Source organism: Streptococcus mitis, assembly GCF_002096835.1.
GTDB lineage: Bacteria > Bacillota > Bacilli > Lactobacillales > Streptococcaceae > Streptococcus > Streptococcus mitis_W.
This window is the reverse complement of sequence record NZ_NCVG01000022.1, coordinates 117,389-135,697: the sequence shown is the minus strand read 5'-3', so window position 1 is coordinate 135,697 and position 18,309 is coordinate 117,389. Positions and strand designations below refer to the sequence as shown.

General features: G+C 40.1%; 18 protein-coding genes and 1 pseudogene. 5 read left to right on the top strand and 14 right to left on the bottom strand.

Annotated features, from left to right (window positions below; all coding sequences use genetic code 11):
• Positions 1 to 6 precede the first annotated feature (6 nt).
• The 5 genes and pseudogenes from B7699_RS06010 to rpiA form a co-directional block, all read right to left on the bottom strand.
• Complete coding sequence (locus B7699_RS06010; RefSeq protein WP_084927485.1) at positions 7 to 1,290, bottom strand: chloride channel protein; 1,284 nt, start codon at positions 1,288 to 1,290, stop codon at positions 7 to 9.
• A gap of 2 nt (positions 1,291 to 1,292) precedes the next feature.
• Positions 1,293 to 2,102, bottom strand: a complete 810-nt coding sequence (locus B7699_RS06005; RefSeq protein ID WP_084927483.1) for a purine-nucleoside phosphorylase — start codon at positions 2,100 to 2,102, stop codon at positions 1,293 to 1,295.
• Positions 2,099 to 2,660 (bottom strand): annotated as a pseudogene (locus B7699_RS06000) (DUF1697 domain-containing protein). The gene B7699_RS06005 and the pseudogene B7699_RS06000 overlap by 4 nt, the downstream one beginning before the upstream one ends.
• A 1-nt stretch (position 2,661) precedes the next feature.
• The gene (locus tag B7699_RS05995; protein WP_084927481.1) at positions 2,662 to 3,873 is read right to left on the bottom strand and encodes a phosphopentomutase; all 1,212 of its coding nucleotides are present in this window, start codon (positions 3,871 to 3,873) and stop codon (positions 2,662 to 2,664) included.
• 23 nt (positions 3,874 to 3,896) lie between these two features.
• A complete protein-coding gene (gene rpiA / locus B7699_RS05990) occupies positions 3,897 to 4,580 on the bottom strand; it encodes a ribose-5-phosphate isomerase RpiA (protein WP_084927479.1) in 684 nt (227 codons plus the stop codon).
• 231 nt (positions 4,581 to 4,811) lie between these two features.
• Here rpiA and B7699_RS05985 point away from each other — a divergent pair, with 231 nt between their 5' ends.
• The gene (locus tag B7699_RS05985) at positions 4,812 to 4,997 is read left to right on the top strand and encodes a hypothetical protein (protein WP_001068557.1); all 186 of its coding nucleotides are present in this window, start codon (positions 4,812 to 4,814) and stop codon (positions 4,995 to 4,997) included.
• A gap of 24 nt (positions 4,998 to 5,021) precedes the next feature.
• On the opposite strand, the gene B7699_RS05980 is transcribed toward B7699_RS05985, so the two are convergent.
• The 5 genes from B7699_RS05980 to B7699_RS05960 all read right to left on the bottom strand — a co-directional run bounded on the left by B7699_RS05980 (position 5,022) and on the right by B7699_RS05960 (position 9,299).
• A complete protein-coding gene (locus B7699_RS05980; protein WP_084927477.1) occupies positions 5,022 to 5,873 on the bottom strand; it encodes an NAD(P)H-hydrate dehydratase in 852 nt (283 codons plus the stop codon).
• A gap of 13 nt (positions 5,874 to 5,886) precedes the next feature.
• A complete protein-coding gene (locus B7699_RS05975; protein ID WP_084927475.1) occupies positions 5,887 to 6,708 on the bottom strand; it encodes a phosphate ABC transporter ATPase in 822 nt (273 codons plus the stop codon).
• A 137-nt stretch (positions 6,709 to 6,845) separates the two neighbouring features.
• Positions 6,846 to 7,703, bottom strand: a complete 858-nt coding sequence (locus tag B7699_RS05970; protein ID WP_192852007.1) for a bifunctional methylenetetrahydrofolate dehydrogenase/methenyltetrahydrofolate cyclohydrolase — start codon at positions 7,701 to 7,703, stop codon at positions 6,846 to 6,848.
• Between the two features lie 178 nt (positions 7,704 to 7,881).
• A complete protein-coding gene (locus B7699_RS05965) occupies positions 7,882 to 8,616 on the bottom strand; it encodes an amino acid ABC transporter ATP-binding protein (RefSeq protein ID WP_084927472.1) in 735 nt (244 codons plus the stop codon).
• On the bottom strand, positions 8,616 to 9,299 hold the full coding sequence (locus B7699_RS05960) for an amino acid ABC transporter permease (protein ID WP_020902949.1): 684 nt from the start codon (positions 9,297 to 9,299) through the stop codon (positions 8,616 to 8,618). The genes B7699_RS05965 and B7699_RS05960 overlap by 1 nt, the downstream gene beginning before the upstream one ends.
• A gap of 190 nt (positions 9,300 to 9,489) precedes the next feature.
• Here B7699_RS05960 and B7699_RS05955 point away from each other — a divergent pair, with 190 nt between their 5' ends.
• The 4 genes from B7699_RS05955 to B7699_RS05940 all read left to right on the top strand — a co-directional run bounded on the left by B7699_RS05955 (position 9,490) and on the right by B7699_RS05940 (position 13,153).
• A complete protein-coding gene (locus B7699_RS05955) occupies positions 9,490 to 9,720 on the top strand; it encodes a DUF1797 family protein (protein ID WP_000443570.1) in 231 nt (76 codons plus the stop codon).
• A gap of 234 nt (positions 9,721 to 9,954) precedes the next feature.
• Positions 9,955 to 12,213: an ATP-dependent Clp protease ATP-binding subunit gene (locus B7699_RS05950; RefSeq protein ID WP_084927470.1), complete on the top strand. Its 2,259-nt coding sequence runs from the start codon at positions 9,955 to 9,957 to the stop codon at positions 12,211 to 12,213.
• 129 nt (positions 12,214 to 12,342) lie between these two features.
• Complete coding sequence (locus B7699_RS05945; RefSeq protein ID WP_084927469.1) at positions 12,343 to 12,795, top strand: NUDIX hydrolase; 453 nt, start codon at positions 12,343 to 12,345, stop codon at positions 12,793 to 12,795.
• Between the two features lie 58 nt (positions 12,796 to 12,853).
• Positions 12,854 to 13,153: a DUF1827 family protein gene (locus B7699_RS05940; protein WP_084927467.1), complete on the top strand. Its 300-nt coding sequence runs from the start codon at positions 12,854 to 12,856 to the stop codon at positions 13,151 to 13,153.
• 175 nt (positions 13,154 to 13,328) lie between these two features.
• Here the strand turns inward: B7699_RS05940 and ezrA are convergent, their stop codons facing one another.
• The 4 genes from ezrA to B7699_RS05920 form a co-directional block, all read right to left on the bottom strand.
• A complete protein-coding gene (ezrA, locus tag B7699_RS05935; protein WP_084927465.1) occupies positions 13,329 to 15,056 on the bottom strand; it encodes a septation ring formation regulator EzrA in 1,728 nt (575 codons plus the stop codon).
• A gap of 81 nt (positions 15,057 to 15,137) precedes the next feature.
• Positions 15,138 to 17,084 (bottom strand): DNA topoisomerase (ATP-hydrolyzing) subunit B, encoded by a 1,947-nt coding sequence (gene gyrB, locus B7699_RS05930; protein WP_084927463.1) that lies wholly within the window; start codon positions 17,082 to 17,084, stop codon positions 15,138 to 15,140.
• 14 nt (positions 17,085 to 17,098) lie between these two features.
• On the bottom strand, positions 17,099 to 17,662 hold the full coding sequence (locus B7699_RS05925; protein WP_192852006.1) for an HAD family hydrolase: 564 nt from the start codon (positions 17,660 to 17,662) through the stop codon (positions 17,099 to 17,101).
• A gap of 85 nt (positions 17,663 to 17,747) precedes the next feature.
• A complete protein-coding gene (locus B7699_RS05920) occupies positions 17,748 to 18,302 on the bottom strand; it encodes a DJ-1 family glyoxalase III (RefSeq protein ID WP_084927459.1) in 555 nt (184 codons plus the stop codon).
• Positions 18,303 to 18,309 lie beyond the last annotated feature (7 nt).

The window sequence follows — 18,309 nt, the reverse complement described above, 5'->3', positions numbered from 1 at the left end:
CGTTCTCTATCTTATTACTCTATTCTTTGACATCTTACACAGTATGTTAGTCCAAGAAAAACGGTCTAACATTTTTGCAAATTCATAGGCTAAAACAGCTGTTACTAAGAGATACGGAAGGGAATCTAAACCGATTCCAGTGAAGCCTATAACTAATCCGGTTGCAGAAATGGGCGCTCTCAAGGTCACAGATAAAAAGCAAACAGATCCCAAAAGTAAAGTGGTTGGCTGACTGTCCAAACCTAGAATCATGCCCAAGAGAGCAGTTCCAGCCATCCCCAAGGCAAAAGATGGTGTAAGGGTACCACCATAGGCCCCTGCCCACAGAATAATAAGAACAACTAATGCTTTTAATATAAACAAAAGGAGTACTGTTTTGCCATTGCTACCATTCAATACTTCCTGAGCCATCATACGTCCATTTCCAAGTAGATGTGGAAAATAACTTGCTAATCCAATAAGAAAAAGAAAAGCTGTAGGCAATGTGAGAAGTACTCGTTTATCTTTTATTCTGTTTGAAGACGCTGCCTTACTTAAGCGACCAAAAAGCCAAGCTGGTGGGGTTAAGAAAAGAAGTAATAAGGGAATAATCCATATTTCCTTTAATGACCATGTGATCGATGGAATCTGGTAGAGAGCCTGATCTGAAATAACCAAGCCTGCTATATAGGTTGAGACATAAGTAGTCAAACCGACTAAGACAAATCGTTTAATAGATAGAGCAATTCCTAGGGTTTCAAAAACAAAGAAGACACTTGTTAATGGAACCTGATAAACAGCCGCTAAACCAGCACCAGCACCACAAGCAAGGAGAAAGATGCGATCCTTCATAGACAGTATACATATTTTTCCAATTGGTCCTGCAAATAGAGTTCCAATTTCTCGTGGTGCAGCTTCTTTGCCAATAGGGGCTCCCCCTCCAACTGCAATGATCTGCCAAATTGAATGAAATAGCTGTTTTAGAAAATGAAGCTTGTATTGTGAAGTCTCATCCTTCATCTGAGCTTTGATGGAATAAATCTTCGACCCTTTTTGCAAGAAATACCAGACCAAGGATGAACCAAGACCCACGATTATTAAACTTAGTCCTATCCGTAACGAGGAAACTCCATCTGTCAAAAATCCAGTATGATGCTCTGACTGACCAAAAGCTAGCTCCTCCACCATCTCTAAAAGATAATGGAGAACTATACCAGATAAACCCGAAACTATTCCTTGCAGAATTACTGCTAGGAATAATCTAAAATTATAAGGAATCTTTCGAAAAATACTCCTCAATTCTATTAACATGATTACAATTCAGCAAGAATCGCTTTAAGCAAGCCTTTAAAGTCGCCTTTAACACGTTCAGTCACTTCTACAACTTCTTCGTGGTTCAGTTCTTCTTGGAATCCAGCCGCAAAGTTAGTGATACATGAAATTCCCAGAACTTTCAAGCCTGAGTGGGCTGCCACAATAACTTCAGGAACAGTCGACATACCAACTGCATCTGCTCCCAGCGTCTTATAAGCACGGATTTCTGCTGGTGTTTCATAAGTCGGACCAGTTACACCGATATAGACACCTTCATCAAGCTTGATACCAAGTTTTTTAGCCACTTCATGGGCAGTAGCACGGTATTCTGGTGTGTAGGCCTTAGACATATCTGGAAAACGAGGACCAAAATCATCCAAGTTTTCACCCATCAATGGGTTTTGCCCCGTCATGTTAATATGGTCTGAGATAGCCATCAAGGTACCAGGACCAAATCCAATACCGCCAGCAGCATTGGTTACAATAACACCTTCACATCCAAGAACTTTCATGACACGAACTGGGAAAGTCACGACTTCAAGAGGATTTCCTTCATAGAAATGGAAACGACCTTGAAGAGCCAAGACTTTTCGACCTGCAAGTTCTCCATATACCAATTTACCAGCGTGACCAACTACTGTAGAGCGGCCCCAGTTTGGAATCTCAGCATAGTCTACTACAACTGGATTTTCGATTTCTTCTGCAAGTTCTCCAAGCCCTGATCCAAGGATTAGACCGAACTCAGGTACTTGGATTCCCTTGTCTTTCAGGAAGGCAGCTGTTTCCTTGATTTTATCTAAAAATATCATTGTGTGTCTCCTTTATTAGTTTTTTAGCATTTGACCGATTTTGTCAAAAGTTTTAGCATTACGAATGGTGATTTGGCGGTAGAAAGGCATCTTGAGTAAGTATTTGTGATAGGCCGTTTCGTAGTACGATTCTTCGGAGTATTTTCCCCAGAAAATACCAAGTTTTCCAAAATGAACGACTTCATCTTCCAGTTCCAAACTGTTCACTTTCTCGATCACTTGATCCACATCCAAGCCCTTCGTGTAGAAGAGGACATCTTTTCGAGCCAGGTCTTTGGTCCACCAAGCTGGCAGATTCTCGACTTCTGCTTCATAGTCTTTTTGAGTCAGTAGGGAAAAACTCTGAATAAATGGATAATGAATTCCAAAGAAAGTCTCTAACTTTTCAACCAATCGGGCTTTGGGGTCTGTCGAAGTAAAGAAAATATTGCCACTGTTGATGTAGGTTTCAACCTTTTCCAGTCCCAACTCTGTCAATTCTTGATGAAGTTCCGTCATAACGACCTTATTCTTGCCACCAACATTAATGCCTCTCACTAGCAAAGCATAGTGCGTCATCTTATACCAATTTATCTAAGAAACTTTCCCCAATCATGGCAGTTTCAACACCAAAGTTATCAGCAACAGTCGCTGAGATATCTGCAAAATGTCCGACTGGTAGCAAACCGTTCCCTTTAAAGGCAGGGCTGTAGACCAACAATGGAATATATTCACGAGTGTGGTCAGTTCCTGCATAGGTTGGGTCATTTCCATGGTCCGCAGTAATCAAGAGAAGGTCGTTCTCTCTCATGGCTGCGATAATTTCAGGCAAGCGTTCATCAAACTCATGCAAGCAATCACGATAACCGTGAGCATTACGACGGTGGCCGTAAAGAGCATCAAAGTCAACTAAGTTTGTGAAGGAGAATCCTTTTTCAAATTCATCAAGTCCCATGGTCTTCAATAATGTATCAATTCCGTGGCTATTTGACTTGTTGTGGCCCATGTCATGGTTGATACCAGCACCGTTAAAGATATCATTGATTTTACCAACAGCGTAAGTATCGATACCAGCTTCATTCAATTTATCCAAAACAGTCGGTGCAAATGGAGATACAGCCAAGTCACGACGGTTTGCTGTACGAGTGAAGTTACCTGGCTCACCAACATATGGACGGGCAATGATACGTCCCAGAAGGGCTGGGCGCTCAAGGGTGATCGAACGAGCGTATTCACAGATACGGTACAATTCATCCAAAGGAATGATATCTTCGTGGGCAGCAATTTGCAAAACAGGGTCAGCTGAAGTATAGATAATCAACTCCCCAGTTTCCATCTGGCGTGGTCCAAAGTCATCGATAACGGCTGTTCCTGAGTAAGGTTTGTTAGCTTCACGAATAACCTTGCGTCCTGAGAATTCTTCGATTTTTGTCAAGATTTCTTCTGGGAATCCATTCCAGAAAGTATCGAAAGGTTCTGTAATGTTAAGGCCCATGATTTCCCAGTGTCCAGTCATGGTATCCTTACCAAGAGATACTTCTTCCAATTTTGTTGCATATCCTGTTGGATTACTTTCAGCTGGAACAGTCTTAAGAGGAGTTTCTCGAGGAATATTTCCAAGACCAATTTTAGCCATGTTTGGGACATTCAAACCAACTGCTTTTGAAATGTGTCCCAGTGTGTCAGAAGCTCCATCTGGAACTCCTGCATTGACAAAGTTATTAGCATCTGGTGCAGCACCGATTCCTACAGAATCTAATACCACCAAGTGAATACGATTAAATTTTGACATAGTTTATCTCCTTATTATTTTAGTTATCTTGCTTTTGTTGAAGTTAAAATCTGAACTCCGTCTCGTCCAGCAACGATGACCTTATCCACCATTTGGTTGAATAAGCCGTGCTCTACAACACCAACGACATGGTCCAATTCTTGTCCGAAAGTAATTGGATCTTCAATGACATCTAAGGCAAGGTCAATGATAAAATTCTGCATATCAGTCACAAAACGTTGGCCGTCTTTTTCACGGAAACTTGGTTTGTAGCCAGCTCGCTCAAAACGACGAAAAACCTGTTCTGCGCCATACTGAACCACTTCTACTGGCAATTTAAAAGCACCCAGTTTCTCGACCAGCTTGCTTTCATCCACCACCCAAATATATTCTTTTGAAGGCGTTGCCACAACCTTCTCCATGAGAAGGGCACCACCACCGCCTTTGATTCCGTTAAACTGGCTATCCACTTCATCCGCCCCGTCGACTGTCACATCGACAAAATCCACTTGGTCAATAGACTTGAGCGGGATATTGAGCCCTTCAGCCTGTTTACTAGTCACACTAGAGGTCGTTACAGCCGTAATCTGCAACCCTTCTTCCTTGATACGACGACCGATTTCTTCGACAAAATAATAGGCAGTTGAACCTGTTCCCAGTCCGATAACCATGCCATCCTTGACAAATTCAGCAGCCTTGATGCCTGCCATTTTCTTCAGATTTTCCACTCAAACACCTCCATTAAAGAGCTATTTCTATTATAACATGTATCCGTTTTTATTTCATGGATACACTAGAAAAACCCGAACATTTTTATTTTTATGTCCACCTTGTTTTGGTAGTTAGAATCTTAGTTATGAGAACTTGTAGATAAAAACATGTCCTAGCCCAAAGCAGCAACAGTTGATTTTTTATCATAAAGATGATTAAATAGTTAAGTACAGAAAAGGAGAAATAAGATGAACCCATTAGATTTGTTTAACCAAGTAAAAGAATTAATCGAAACAAAAGATTTCGAAGCTGCAAAAACATTTGTTGCAGAAAATCAAGACCAACTTGGAGAATACTTCTCTCAAGCTCAGCAGTTGATTTCTGGTTCTGAAGGTCTAGATGGCCTCGTTGGAAAGATTAAAGGATTTTTCTAAAAGATATAAAGGCGCCTGAAACAATCAGGTGCCTTTTTGAGATATTTTTTTCATTTTTTTGGGAAGAAGACTGCTGATTTCCGTCGGCAAGACCACATAATGTTCTTGAGATAGTTCTTGGGCTATGGCTGAATGAAGATGGGTTGCTACTGCCACACGTTCGTAGAGACTGGCCTGTCGAAATTGGCCTGCAAATCCTGCGATCATCCCAGCCAGAGTATCTCCCATTCCCCCAGTCGCCTGATAGGGACCGCCAACCTGTAACTGGTAATAATCAGATTGGCTAACTTGCCAAATACGAGTAGCTGGACCTTTCTCCACCAAAATTGTTCCTTGAGGGAAGGAAGTCAGGGCACTAGCTGTTGCATCTTCGCTTTGATTTTCAATCGTAATTCCAGATAATTTTTCCCATTCTTTTTGGTGGGGAGTTAGGATAAGCTGGTTAGACGGAAATGACAAACTTGTCCTAGCAAGGATGGTTAAGGCCCCTCCGTCTACAATCAAAATCTGATTCTTTTTTAAGCTAGCAAAGACCTGTTTTACTAGATTTTCTCCAAAAGCATCGTCTCGTAAACCAGGCCCCACTAAGACCATTTCTGCCTTCTCCAACTGCTCTTTTAACAGTTGCTGGTCTTGAAGAGAAAAGGCCATGGCCTCAGGTAAATGACTGTGCAAAGCAGGGATATTTTCCCTATCTGTTCCAACGGTCACCAAACCAGCTCCACTTTTAACAGCAGCCAAAGCAGCCATGATGATGGCACCACCATAAGGATAGGTACCTCCAAGTAACAGTAGACGACCGTAATTTCCTTTATGACTTGTACGAGAACGTTCAATAATGACTTTTTCTAGTAGAGCTTGATCAATCACTTTCATCTTTTTTCCTCGACTATCCTTTACCTGATTGTTTTAAGACAATCCGATACACTTTTTTAGTCCACTCTTCCAAACCTTCTCCATCATGGTCAAGATAATACACCCTATCCAGTAATTGACTTGGAATAATATTTTCAAATTGGCTCTTATTATGAGTTGGAATAATGCAAATATATAACTCACTAAATAAATTCAACATGTCCTTAATTTTTGCAACATGGTAGCCATCAAAAATATAACCAGTAAGTTTAATCAAATCTGTATAGATAAAATGAAAACTCACTCCAGGAATAAACTTGTCTTGTAATTCTTTCTCTGAAGGAGCTCGACCTAATAAACGTTCCATCGCTAATCGATAACCAGAACTTGTATTTGACCACCCTAACATGACATAGTCAAAATAATCTATCGGATCCGATGCAGCATTACGACTATCCAAAACCAACTCCTCAGCATCTCGCCCAAAGGCTTTCACAGCAGACAAGAGCTGGCCTGTTTTAAATATAGAAATTGCTGCATCTATAGTCGTAGTATGACTACAGTAGTCTGAAGTCACTAAGCTCTTATATAGATCATAAGTCGAGGCTACTATTTTATCTGTAGGGGTAAATGGTGGCAGAAAGGAATGCTGACAGATGTAATCTAAAATTTCTTTTTTTAAACAAGAATCAGCACACTCAATACTTGTTTGACGTTTATGAAGTTTTTCGTAAGCTATAAATTTAGCAATTTTTTCTAATTCCCACTCTTGAATATTTGGATAATCAATTAGTGCTAAGTAGTATATTCCATCCCATTGTAAACTATATTCCCCATTATAAATTTTTAAAATCATCTAATCACCTCACTCCATTATACAACAAAAAGGAGGCGCATACCTCCTTTTATAAACTTATTCCTAAAATTTAATATTCATTTCTGCCATTTTAGATATAGCTATAGAAAATACACTTTCCTCAGAAAATTTTTCTCTTATTTTCTATCCAATGTCCGAAGTGCTGCTTGATAAGTTTGCTCCATCAGCATAGTAATGGTCATAGGACCGACACCTCCAGGGACTGGCGTAATGTGGCTAGCAAGTGGGGCAACCGCCTCATAATCAACATCCCCACAGAGCTTCCCATTTTCATCGCGGTTCATCCCGACATCAATGACAACCGCACCAGGTTTGACAAAGTCAGCAGTCACAAACTTGGCACGACCGATTGCTACCACCAGAATATCTGCTTTAGCAGCCACCTTGGCAAGATTATGAGTCCGTGAGTGTGTCAAAGTCACTGTAGCATTCTTGGCCAAAAGAAGCTGGGCCATAGGTTTTCCAACGATATTGGAACGACCGATGACGACCGCATTTTTACCTTCCAAGTCAACCCCATATTCATGAAACATTTCCATAATTCCTGCAGGTGTCGAAGGAATCATGACTGGATGACCAGACCAAAGACGTCCCATATTTAGAGGATGGAAACCATCCACATCCTTTTCTGGGTCAATAGCCAATAGAACTGCCTCCTCATCAATATGTTTTGGTAATGGTAACTGTACCAATATCCCATGCCAAGCCGGATCTTGATTGTATTCAACAATCAAATCTAACAACTCCGCTTGACTAATAGTCTCTGGAACTCGCAATACTTCGCTACGGAAACCAGCCGCAAGGGCTGACCTCTCCTTGTTCCGAACATAGACTTGGCTGGCAGGGTTGTCCCCAACCAAAATCACTACCAAACCAGGTACTAGCCCCGTTTCTTCCTTTAATCTTGCAGTCTTTTCAGCCAGCTGTCCTTGTAACTTAGCTGCTAGAGCCTTCCCATCAATAATCTGTGTCATATCACTTCTCTTTTCTTTCAAATATCTTCCATTATACCAAAAACTACTGCTCCCCTCTAACACTTCTTTCCTAGGCTACCCTATAGTTTCAAACTATAAGAAAAAGCTCTGGTCGAGCTTTTCACTAATCTTTTCGTGAAAGTTTAAAACTGATTACAAACAGCTCAGCAAAGCTAACTTATAAAACCTTACTCAAGAAGTCTTTAGTCCGTTGTTCTTGGGTTTGTTCAAAAATCTGTTCAGGTGTTCCATCTTCAACAACCACGCCGTCTGCCATAAAGATGACACGATCTGCCACCTCACGGGCAAATCCCATCTCATGTGTTACGATAACCATGGTCATTCCTGATTTGGCTAAGTCTTGCATAACAGCCAACACCTCACCTACCATTTCAGGGTCCAGGGCTGAAGTTGGCTCGTCAAAGAGCAAAACATCAGGTTCCATAGCTAAACCACGCGCAATAGCAATCCGCTGTTGCTGACCACCTGACAAACTCTGTGGATAAGCAGTTGCCTTATCTGGTAAACCAACTTTTTCCAAAAGTTCCTGAGCTCTCTTCTCTGCAACTTCCTTACTTTCACCTTTGGTCTTGATAGGAGACAAAGTGATATTTTCCATCACAGTCATATTAGGAAAGAGATTAAATTGTTGGAAAACCATCCCCATCTTCTCACGCATAGCAAACAGGTCATTCTTCTTGTCCGTAATATCAACTCCCTCAAAGATAACCTTCCCATTGGTTGCTTCTTCCAACAAATTCATAGAGCGAAGCAAGGTAGATTTCCCACTCCCTGAAGGACCGATGATAACGACAACCTCTCCACGTTTAATCTCGAGGCTGATGCCCTTCAATACTTCATTCTTTCCAAAGGATTTATGTAAATTTTCAATTTTTATCAAGGTTTCTGTCATTATTTCTTATCTCCTTGTCCCATACGTTTTTCAAAAGATTTCAAGGCTACTGTCAAAATAGAGGTCATAATCAAGTAGTAAAAGGCTGCAAATAAAAGTGGTGTTAAAGGTAGATAGGTTGTTGTAGAAACTGTTGTAGCCCCATTCCACAACTCCATGACACCAATAGCTGATAAGAGAGAACTATCCTTGATAATAGTGATAAATTCGTTTCCCAATGCTGGCAAGATATTTTTGATAGCTTGTGGCAAAATCACATAGCGCATCGCATTTTTAGGACGGATCCCTAAAGAATAGGCCGCCTCTAGTTGACCTTTTGGAACCGCATTAATCCCAGCCCGAACAGTCTCAGAAACATAAGCACCACTGTTCATAGAGATAATCAAAATCCCTGGAATCAGACGAGAAAGATCAACACCCAAAATCCCAACCTGAATAGTCGGAGCATTGATGTGCATAAGGGCAAAGGCAATCATAATCTGAACCATCATCGGTGTCCCGCGGAAAATCCAAACGTACAAGTTGGCGAGCCAGACAAGCGGTTTAAACTTTGAACGTTGCCCAAAAGCCAAGACAACACCCAGAATGGTTCCTAAAAAGACCACACAGATAGAAATGAGAACCGTCACGACAGCCCCGTAGTTAAAATAAGGTAAATACTTTGGTAAAAAAGAAAAATTCATAGTCACACTGCTTTCTAAAATAGAATACTGTATGATTATAACATGTAATGAATTAAAATTCAAATCTTTTGTCTAATTTATTCAAAAAAACTTTAAGCTGGTAGAATTAGCGAGAAATCTTAGTTTTTTCTAGGCAAGTTGGCCTCCTTTATGGTAAAATAGTAACGATAAGAAATGAAGGAGAATCAAAATGGAATCACATTTGGTTAGAATCATCAACCGCCTTGAAGCAATGGCAAAAGACGGCGGAAATTTAAAACGTAATTTTGAACGTGAAGGAGTTGTTGTTGCAGAAGTTGCATATAGCCACGACGAAGAAAACGGCTCAATCTTTACCCTTCGTGATGTCGAAGCTCGCGAAACTTATACGTTTGACAGCATTGACTTGATTGCAATGGAGATTTACGAACTACTTTACTAATACAAAACAAGCTGGGATTACACCCTGCATGTCTAACCAAAATCCTTTTTGTCTCACAAATAGGATTTTTTTATAGTCCAAATCCACGAAGATTTTCATTGTAACAACTTCTCAAAGCTTCAATCTTTTTACTTGCTTTACACCCCAATCCTGTTATAATGAGAGTATAGAAATTTGACTATTTTTGACCTTTAAACAGGTCAGCCTAAAGAAAGAAAGAAATGAGGTAGATGTATGCTTTGTCAAAACTGTAAAATAAACGACTCAACAATTCATCTTTATACCAATCTTAATGGAAAGCAAAAACAAATTGACCTCTGTCAAAACTGCTATAAGATTATCAAAACAGATCCTAATAATAGTCTCTTCAAAGGTATGACAGATTTGAACAATCGTGACTTTGATCCTTTCGGAGATTTCTTCAATGACCTAAACAATTTTAGACCTGCTAGCAATACTCCTCCGACTCCCCCAACTCAATCAGGTGGAGGTTATGGTGGAAACGGTGGTTATGGTTCCCAAAATCGTGGACCTGCTCAAACTCCTCCACCAAGCCAAGAAAAAGGCCTGCTGGAAGAATTTGGTATCAACGTAACTGAAATTGCCCGTCGTGGAGATATTGACCCCGTTATTGGGCGCGACGATGAGATTATCCGTGTCATCGAAATTCTCAATCGCAGAACCAAGAATAATCCTGTTCTTATCGGTGAACCTGGTGTCGGAAAAACTGCCGTTGTCGAAGGTCTAGCTCAGAAAATCGTTGATGGTGATGTTCCACATAAACTCCAAGGCAAACAAGTCATCCGTCTGGATGTGGTTAGCTTGGTTCAAGGAACGGGTATTCGAGGACAATTTGAAGAACGCATGCAAAAACTCATGGAAGAAATTCGCAAACGTGAGGATATTATCCTCTTTATCGATGAAATCCATGAAATTGTCGGTGCAGGTTCTGCAGGCGATGGCAATATGGATGCAGGAAATATCCTCAAGCCAGCCCTTGCTCGTGGGGAACTGCAACTGGTCGGTGCCACTACCCTCAATGAATACCGTATCATTGAAAAAGATGCCGCCCTAGAGCGTCGTATGCAACCTGTTAAGGTTGATGAACCAACGGTGCAAGAAACAATCACTATCCTCAAAGGCATTCAAAAGAAATACGAAGACTACCACCACGTTCAGTATACCGATGCTGCAATTGAAGCAGCTGCAACTCTTTCCAATCGTTACATCCAAGATCGCTTCTTACCTGACAAGGCTATTGACCTCTTAGATGAAGCTGGTTCTAAAATGAACTTGACCTTGAATTTTGTGGATCCTAAAGTAATTGATCAACGTTTGATTGAGGCTGAAAATCTTAAATCTCAAGCTACACGAGAGGAAGATTTTGAGAAGGCGGCTTATTTCCGCGACCAGATTGCCAAGTATAAGGAAATGCAAAAGAAGAAGGTCACAGACCAAGATACTCCTATCATCAGTGAGAAAACCATTGAGCACATTATCGAGCAGAAAACCAACATTCCTGTTGGCGATTTGAAAGAGAAAGAACAATCTCAACTCATCCATCTAGCTGAAGACCTCAAGTCTCATGTTATTGGACAGGACGATGCAGTTGATAAGATAGCCAAAGCTATTCGCCGTAATCGTGTCGGTCTCGGTACACCAAACCGTCCAATTGGAAGCTTCCTCTTCGTTGGGCCAACTGGTGTCGGTAAGACAGAACTTTCCAAACAACTAGCTATCGAACTCTTTGGTTCTGCTGACAGCATGATTCGCTTTGACATGAGCGAATACATGGAAAAACACAGCGTGGCTAAGTTGGTCGGTGCCCCTCCAGGTTATGTTGGCTACGATGAGGCTGGGCAATTAACTGAAAAAGTTCGCCGCAATCCGTATTCTCTTATTCTCTTGGATGAAGTAGAGAAAGCCCATCCAGATGTTATGCACATGTTCCTCCAGGTCTTGGACGATGGTCGTTTGACAGATGGGCAAGGACGTACCGTTAGCTTCAAGGATGCCATCATCATCATGACTTCAAATGCAGGTACAGGTAAGGCCGAAGCCAGCGTTGGATTTGGGGCTGCCAGAGAAGGACGTACCAACTCTGTTCTCGGTGAACTCGGTAACTTCTTTAGCCCAGAGTTTATGAACCGTTTTGATGGTATTATCGAATTTAAGGCTCTCAGCAAGGACAACCTCCTTCAGATTGTCGAGCTTATGCTAGCAGACGTTAACAAGCGCCTTTCTAGCAACAACATTCATTTGGATGTAACTGAAAAGGTCAAGGAAAAATTGGTTGACCTCGGTTATGATCCAAAAATGGGAGCACGCCCACTTCGTCGTACTATTCAAGACTATATTGAGGACGCAATCACTGACTACTACCTTGAAAATCCAAGCGAAAAAGACCTCAAGGCAGTGATGACCAGCAAGGGTAACATTCAAATCAAATCTGCTAAAAAAGCTGAAGTGAAAACTTCTGAAAAAGAAGTATAAATCCTATCGAAAAGGAGTAGAAAATGAAAATTTTCTGCTCTTTTTTACTAAAATAACTATAAGTTCTTGACAGCTCGGCCTTTGTCCATTAAGATAATAATAAAGATAATAGATAATGAGGAAAACGCAATGGCAAACCCAACTTTCGGAGAAAAAAAAGCGAATACAGACTATGTTGCTCGTTATGGCGTATATGCTGTTATCCCTGACGCTGAACAAAAACAAATTGTTCTTGTTCAAGCACCCAATGGTGCTTGGTTCCTACCAGGTGGCGAAATTGAAGCAGGTGAAAATCATCAGGAAGCCCTAAAGCGTGAATTGATTGAAGAACTTGGCTTTACAGCTGAAATTGGTGCCTATTACGGACAAGCTGACGAATATTTCTACTCTCGTCACCGTGACACCTACTACTACAATCCTGCCTACCTCTATGAAGCGACTTCTTTCAAAGAAGTGCAAAAACCACTAGAAGATTTTAATCATATTGCCTGGTTCCCTATTGACGAGGCTATTGAAAATCTTAAACGTGGTAGCCATAAATGGGCAATCCAATCTTGGAAAAAACAGCATAAGGTTGACTAAATCAAGCTACTTTATTCAAAAAGTGCTATAATAGAATTAGAAAATCGGAGGAAATGTTATGAAGCTTATCAATACAACAAACTCACACTCGCAACTTGTAAAAAGCCAGCTAGAAAGTACCGATGCAACCCTTGTTGAGGTCTATTCTGCGGGAAATACAGATGTTATTTTTACCCAAGCTCCGCTTCACTATGAAATCCTCATTTCAAACAAACACCGTGCTATTCGCGAAACTGAAATCGAAGCTATTCAAGAATTTTTCTTGAAACGTAAAATTGATAAGGACTCTATTGATGAGGCCAATATCAAAACCCTCTACTCAGAGAAATTAATTGAAATTTCGATTCCAACCAAATAACATTTTGGAGAGATTAAAAAGTTTTTTGAACCTTATAACACAAAACTAGGTTCTTACTTGCTTTTTAAATCGTCTCCAATTTTTTATCTTAAGATTTTATCATACAAGATTTTATAGACAATTAATAAAAAAGATTTGGTTCTGCTTCTCACAAAACCAAATCTTTTTTATTATTTTAGAAACGAATTGTCTCACGTGTCTTTTCATATGAAGTAACAAAACGGTTGGTTACACCAGGTTCTGCAACTTCCAAAGCTTGCGAAATCTTATCAAATGAAGCATGGTAATCAAATTCTTTTTCAAAGATTTCTAATGATTCATTAAAGGCCTCTTGAATTCGTTCATCAAATGAGCGGTAACGGTTCGAATACTGTAGTAATTGTTCAGTCAAAGTTGCATATTTAACAATATCATAAGTTTCATCTTCAAGTGCTTCCATATCATTTGTTGTAATCTCAAGCATACGGTTTACAACTTCGATATTGCCCTGGGCTTCTTCTAGTTCAGCCATTAACTCTTCTGTATGGTTACTTGCTGTAAAGAACAACTGTAAGAAATTCTGAGGAATACCTGGAAGATTGCGTTTTTCCATATATCTCTTAATCGTATGAAGACGATTAACATAAACATTTGCCTTTTGACGAGCATTGATATCATCTTTTTCAATCTGAGCAAGACGTTGACTAAGTTCAACTTGCTCATCCTCAATTTCTTTCAAAGTTGCTTGTAAGTTTTCCAAACGTTCTTCAAGTAATGAATATGGCTCAGAATATTCCTCTTGTTCAGAAGTTAATGCTAATACAGATTCTTCCAAAGAGTCTAATTCAGCTTGTAATCTATGAACATGACTAACATCTGTTTCAGAAAGTAGATAATTCTGGCTTAATCGTTGAATATCATCCACTAAAACAGTATTACTATCTTTCATATGTTTAAGATAAGTAGGAAGTGTTGCTACTAAACCTTCTACCACTTTCTGTGCAGCAATTTCTCGTGTAAAAATATCATAAAGTGCATTAATCTCTTCTTGGATTTGAGTATTTTCGTACTCTGCATTATCCAATTCTAATTGCGCAATATTCTCATGATTTTTCTTGAGAGCTTCATAAAGCAGTTGGAAACGCGCTTCAATATCCGTTTCAGCAAAATGATAATTAGCATCTAAAAGTTTACGATAGCCATCCTCTAAATCTTCTAGCTGATCAGGTAGCTCTTTAGATAATGTTGTTACGACTGCTGGTATACGATCAACAATATGGGTCAAAGCCAAAATATGATTTTCAGCATTATCCAAAATCACAGCAGCTTCTACTGGGTCACCGGACGAATTTAAAGTTACAAACTGAGAAAACTCTGATTGGATATTTTCCAATTGCTTTTCAATTTCAGATAAGCCTTGTCCATATTCTTCAGAATGATCAGCAACTCTGTGTTGTAACTCTTCAAACAAGTCCAAGGTATGCAGAACACGTCCACTATTTTTAGACTCTTGTTTCTCCAAATCTGCCAAGGCATTGCGAATTGATGCAATATCTTCTTCAATCAAGGTAATTTGGCTCTCGATTTGATCAATTTGATGACTAGCTTTGAAAAAACGGAATGAGTTGTTATAACCTTCTGCCTCAAAAAGATTATTTTCAATATCGGCAAAAGAATTAAGAGATAGGTCAACCCATTTTTGATTCCATTCGCGGAAAGTCACCTGACTTTGTCCAATTAAGTGCATGTTTTTTACAGCTTCAACCTCATCATTAACTGGAAGATTGTACAGCTCTTCTTTTTTTTCTTCTAAAATTGCTAATTTACTTTCATTGCGTTTTCGTACGTAGATTGCGATAGCATATGCAACAATCAATAAAACTGCGATTGCAATGATTAGATAAATTACTAGTCTAGCAGACATATTAAACTCCTTTTTTACTTGAAACAATCGTAATGATTATATCATATTTTTTAGACCAAGGGAACTACTTCTCCCGATTTTTTAGACATCCAGTGTACTATAGACGGCATTTTCTTCTATAAACTCACGACGAGGTTCTACTCGATCTCCCATCAACATATCAAAGATTTTATCTGCCTCTGCAGCATCATCCACAGAAACTCTGGCCATCAAGCGATGCTCAGGATCCATAGTTGTTTCCCACAATTGGTGGTCATCCATTTCACCAAGACCTTTATAACGCTGAATAGTTGGTTTAGTACGTCCCTCGCTATAACGGGCTAAGGCTTCTTGGAGTTTGATTTCTTGATCTGCTCCTGGCTGGATATATTCTTTAATCTCACTTCCAACTTTGACACCATAGATTGGTGGTTGAGCAATATAAACATAACCAGCTTCTAGGATTGGTTTCATATAACGATAAATCAAGGTTAAAAGAAGGGTACGAATGTGGGCTCCATCGACATCGGCATCGGTCATCAAAACAAGTTTTTGGTAACGGGCTTTTGAAACATCAAATTCTGCACCAAATCCTGTTCCCATCGCTGTGAAAAGACTACGAATTTCTTCGTTAGCTAGAATCTTATCCATACTTGCTTTTTCAACGTTCAAAATCTTACCGCGAATTGGAAGGATTGCTTGAAATTCACGGTTACGACCAGATTTGGCTGACCCACCAGCTGAGTCTCCTTCGACGATGAAGAGTTCTGTTTCAGCAGGATTGTTAGAAGAACAGTCTGCTAGTTTACCTGGAAGGTTGGAAATTTCCAAACCAGATTTTTTACGAGTTACCTCACGCGCACGCTTGGCAGCCACACGAGCCTTAGCAGCCAAAATCCCTTTTTCCACGATACGTTTGGCAATCTGCGGATTTTCCATAAGGAAATCAGAGAAGGCATCGCTGAAGAGGCGATTGGTAATCTTGACCACTTCGCTGTTTCCCAGTTTGGTCTTAGTTTGTCCTTCAAACTGTGGATTTGGGTGCTTAACTGAAATCACCGCAGTTAATCCTTCACGAACATCTTCCCCTGTTAAGTTGTCTTCATTATCTTTAAGCAACTTATTTTTACGAGCATAATCGTTGATAACACGAGTCAAGGCTGTACGGAAACCTTGTTCATGCGTTCCACCTTCATGGGTATGAATATTGTTGGCAAAACTCATAACATTTTCATGGTAACCCGTTGTGTACTGCATGGCTACTTCAACTGTGATATCCTCCATCTCACCATCTGTGTAAATTGGTGTATCAAAGATTACATCCTTGTTCTCATTGATATATTCAACGTAGCTAGCAATCCCACCTTCATAGTGGTAATGCTTAGTTTGTTCTAACCCCTCACGCTTATCTGTGATGGAGATTTGAAGACCACGATTTAGAAAGGCCAACTCTTGAATCCGTTTATTTAATTTATCAAAATCAAAGGTTGTTGTTTCAGTAAAAATTTCTGGGTCTGGTGTGAAGTGAACAGTTGTTCCCGTTTTATCTGTATCTCCAACCACCTCAAGGTCTGCGACAACATGACCACGACGGTATTCTTGGTAATGAATCTTACCATTTTTATGGACATGAACATCTAATTGAGTGGAGAGGGCGTTTACTACTGATGAACCTACACCGTGAAGACCACCTGAAACCTTATAGCCGCCACCGCCAAACTTTCCTCCAGCGTGAAGGACAGTAAAGACAGTCTCAACGGCAGGTCGACCGGTTTTTTCCTGAATATCGACTGGGATACCACGCCCATCATCAACAACAGTAATCGAATCATCTGGCTCAATAAAAACTTGGATATGGTTGGCAAATCCTGCCAAGGCCTCGTCAATTGAGTTATCAACAATTTCCCAGACTAGATGGTGAAGACCTTCTTTTGAGGTTGATCCGATATACATTCCTGGACGCATACGAACAGCTTCTAGGCCTTCTAAAACTTGAATTTGACTGGCATCATAATCCTGTGCCTGCAGATTTTTGATTTCTTCTGTCATCTTATTCCTTTTTCTTACATGTCTAATACTTGTCTTAAATTCACGATACTGGTAAACAAGTGGGTAGCTAGTCCTGCAGATTGCCCTGCTTCAATATCAATCGGTCGATCACCAATGACAAGACCAGAGCTAATCTGATACTTTTCCCTTAAATAAATCATGGACTCAGGGTTTGGTTTTCTCTTAAAGCCTGAGTTAGAAGTCACTACTTCCGTAAAATAGGCTGCTATAGAGGTTTTTTCTAAAATTTCTAAGACCTGATCATTTCGATGAGAGACCAAAAAATGACGGCCACCTTGATTTGAGATATCTTTCAATAAATCAGCAACTCCATCAAACAAAATCGGATGTTCTAGCTCTCTGGCTTCATTTTCCTTGTACTTTTCTAAAAAATGCTCTAAATTGGGAGCGAATGTCTCAATCGCAAAATCAGTAGAAACCTTTAAAGCCTGATAGACGCTGTCATGGTCCTGTGTGATACCATACAGCGCTAAAGTTTCAACAAATGCAGCTGTTGAAGTTTCATAATTATCCAGTAAAGTTCCACCTAAATCCCAGATGTAATCGTGATATTTCATACCCTTCATTATAGCATTTTTTTATGAAAAAAGCGATGATTTCCTAGATTTTTCCAAGTAAAAAAACGAGAGGTTGACTCCCGTTTTACTGTTCTTTACCAAAGACATCTCGATAGAGCATTCCAGTTCGTAAACTCTCTGCGTCTCCCCCTAATTGATCCACTAACTCGTAGGCAAAGGCAAGGGCTGTCGAGGGACCTCGACTGGTTGTCAAATGACCATCTACCACTACTGTTTCCTTGACGTATTGCCCATCAAGGATTTGCTCTTGAACGCCATCATAACAAGTGTATTCCTTGTTTTTCAATAGCCCTGCTTGATTGAGCGCAATTGGCGCCGCACAAATGGCTGCCAATTTCTTTCCTTTTTGCTCGAAACTTTGCAATTCTTGAATCAAGGCCTGATTGTCACGCAAATGTGCAGAACCAGGCATTCCACCAGGAAGTACAATCATGTCATAGTCTGATAAATCACCATCAAATACACGATCTGCTCTGACTTGGATTGCGTGCGAACCTGTTACTTGCTCCTCAAATCCTACCATATCACAAGTGATACTTGCTCGACGCAAGACATCTACAACTGTCAAAGCTTCAATTTCTTCAAAGCCCTGAGCTAACATAACGGCTACTTTAACCATGATTTTC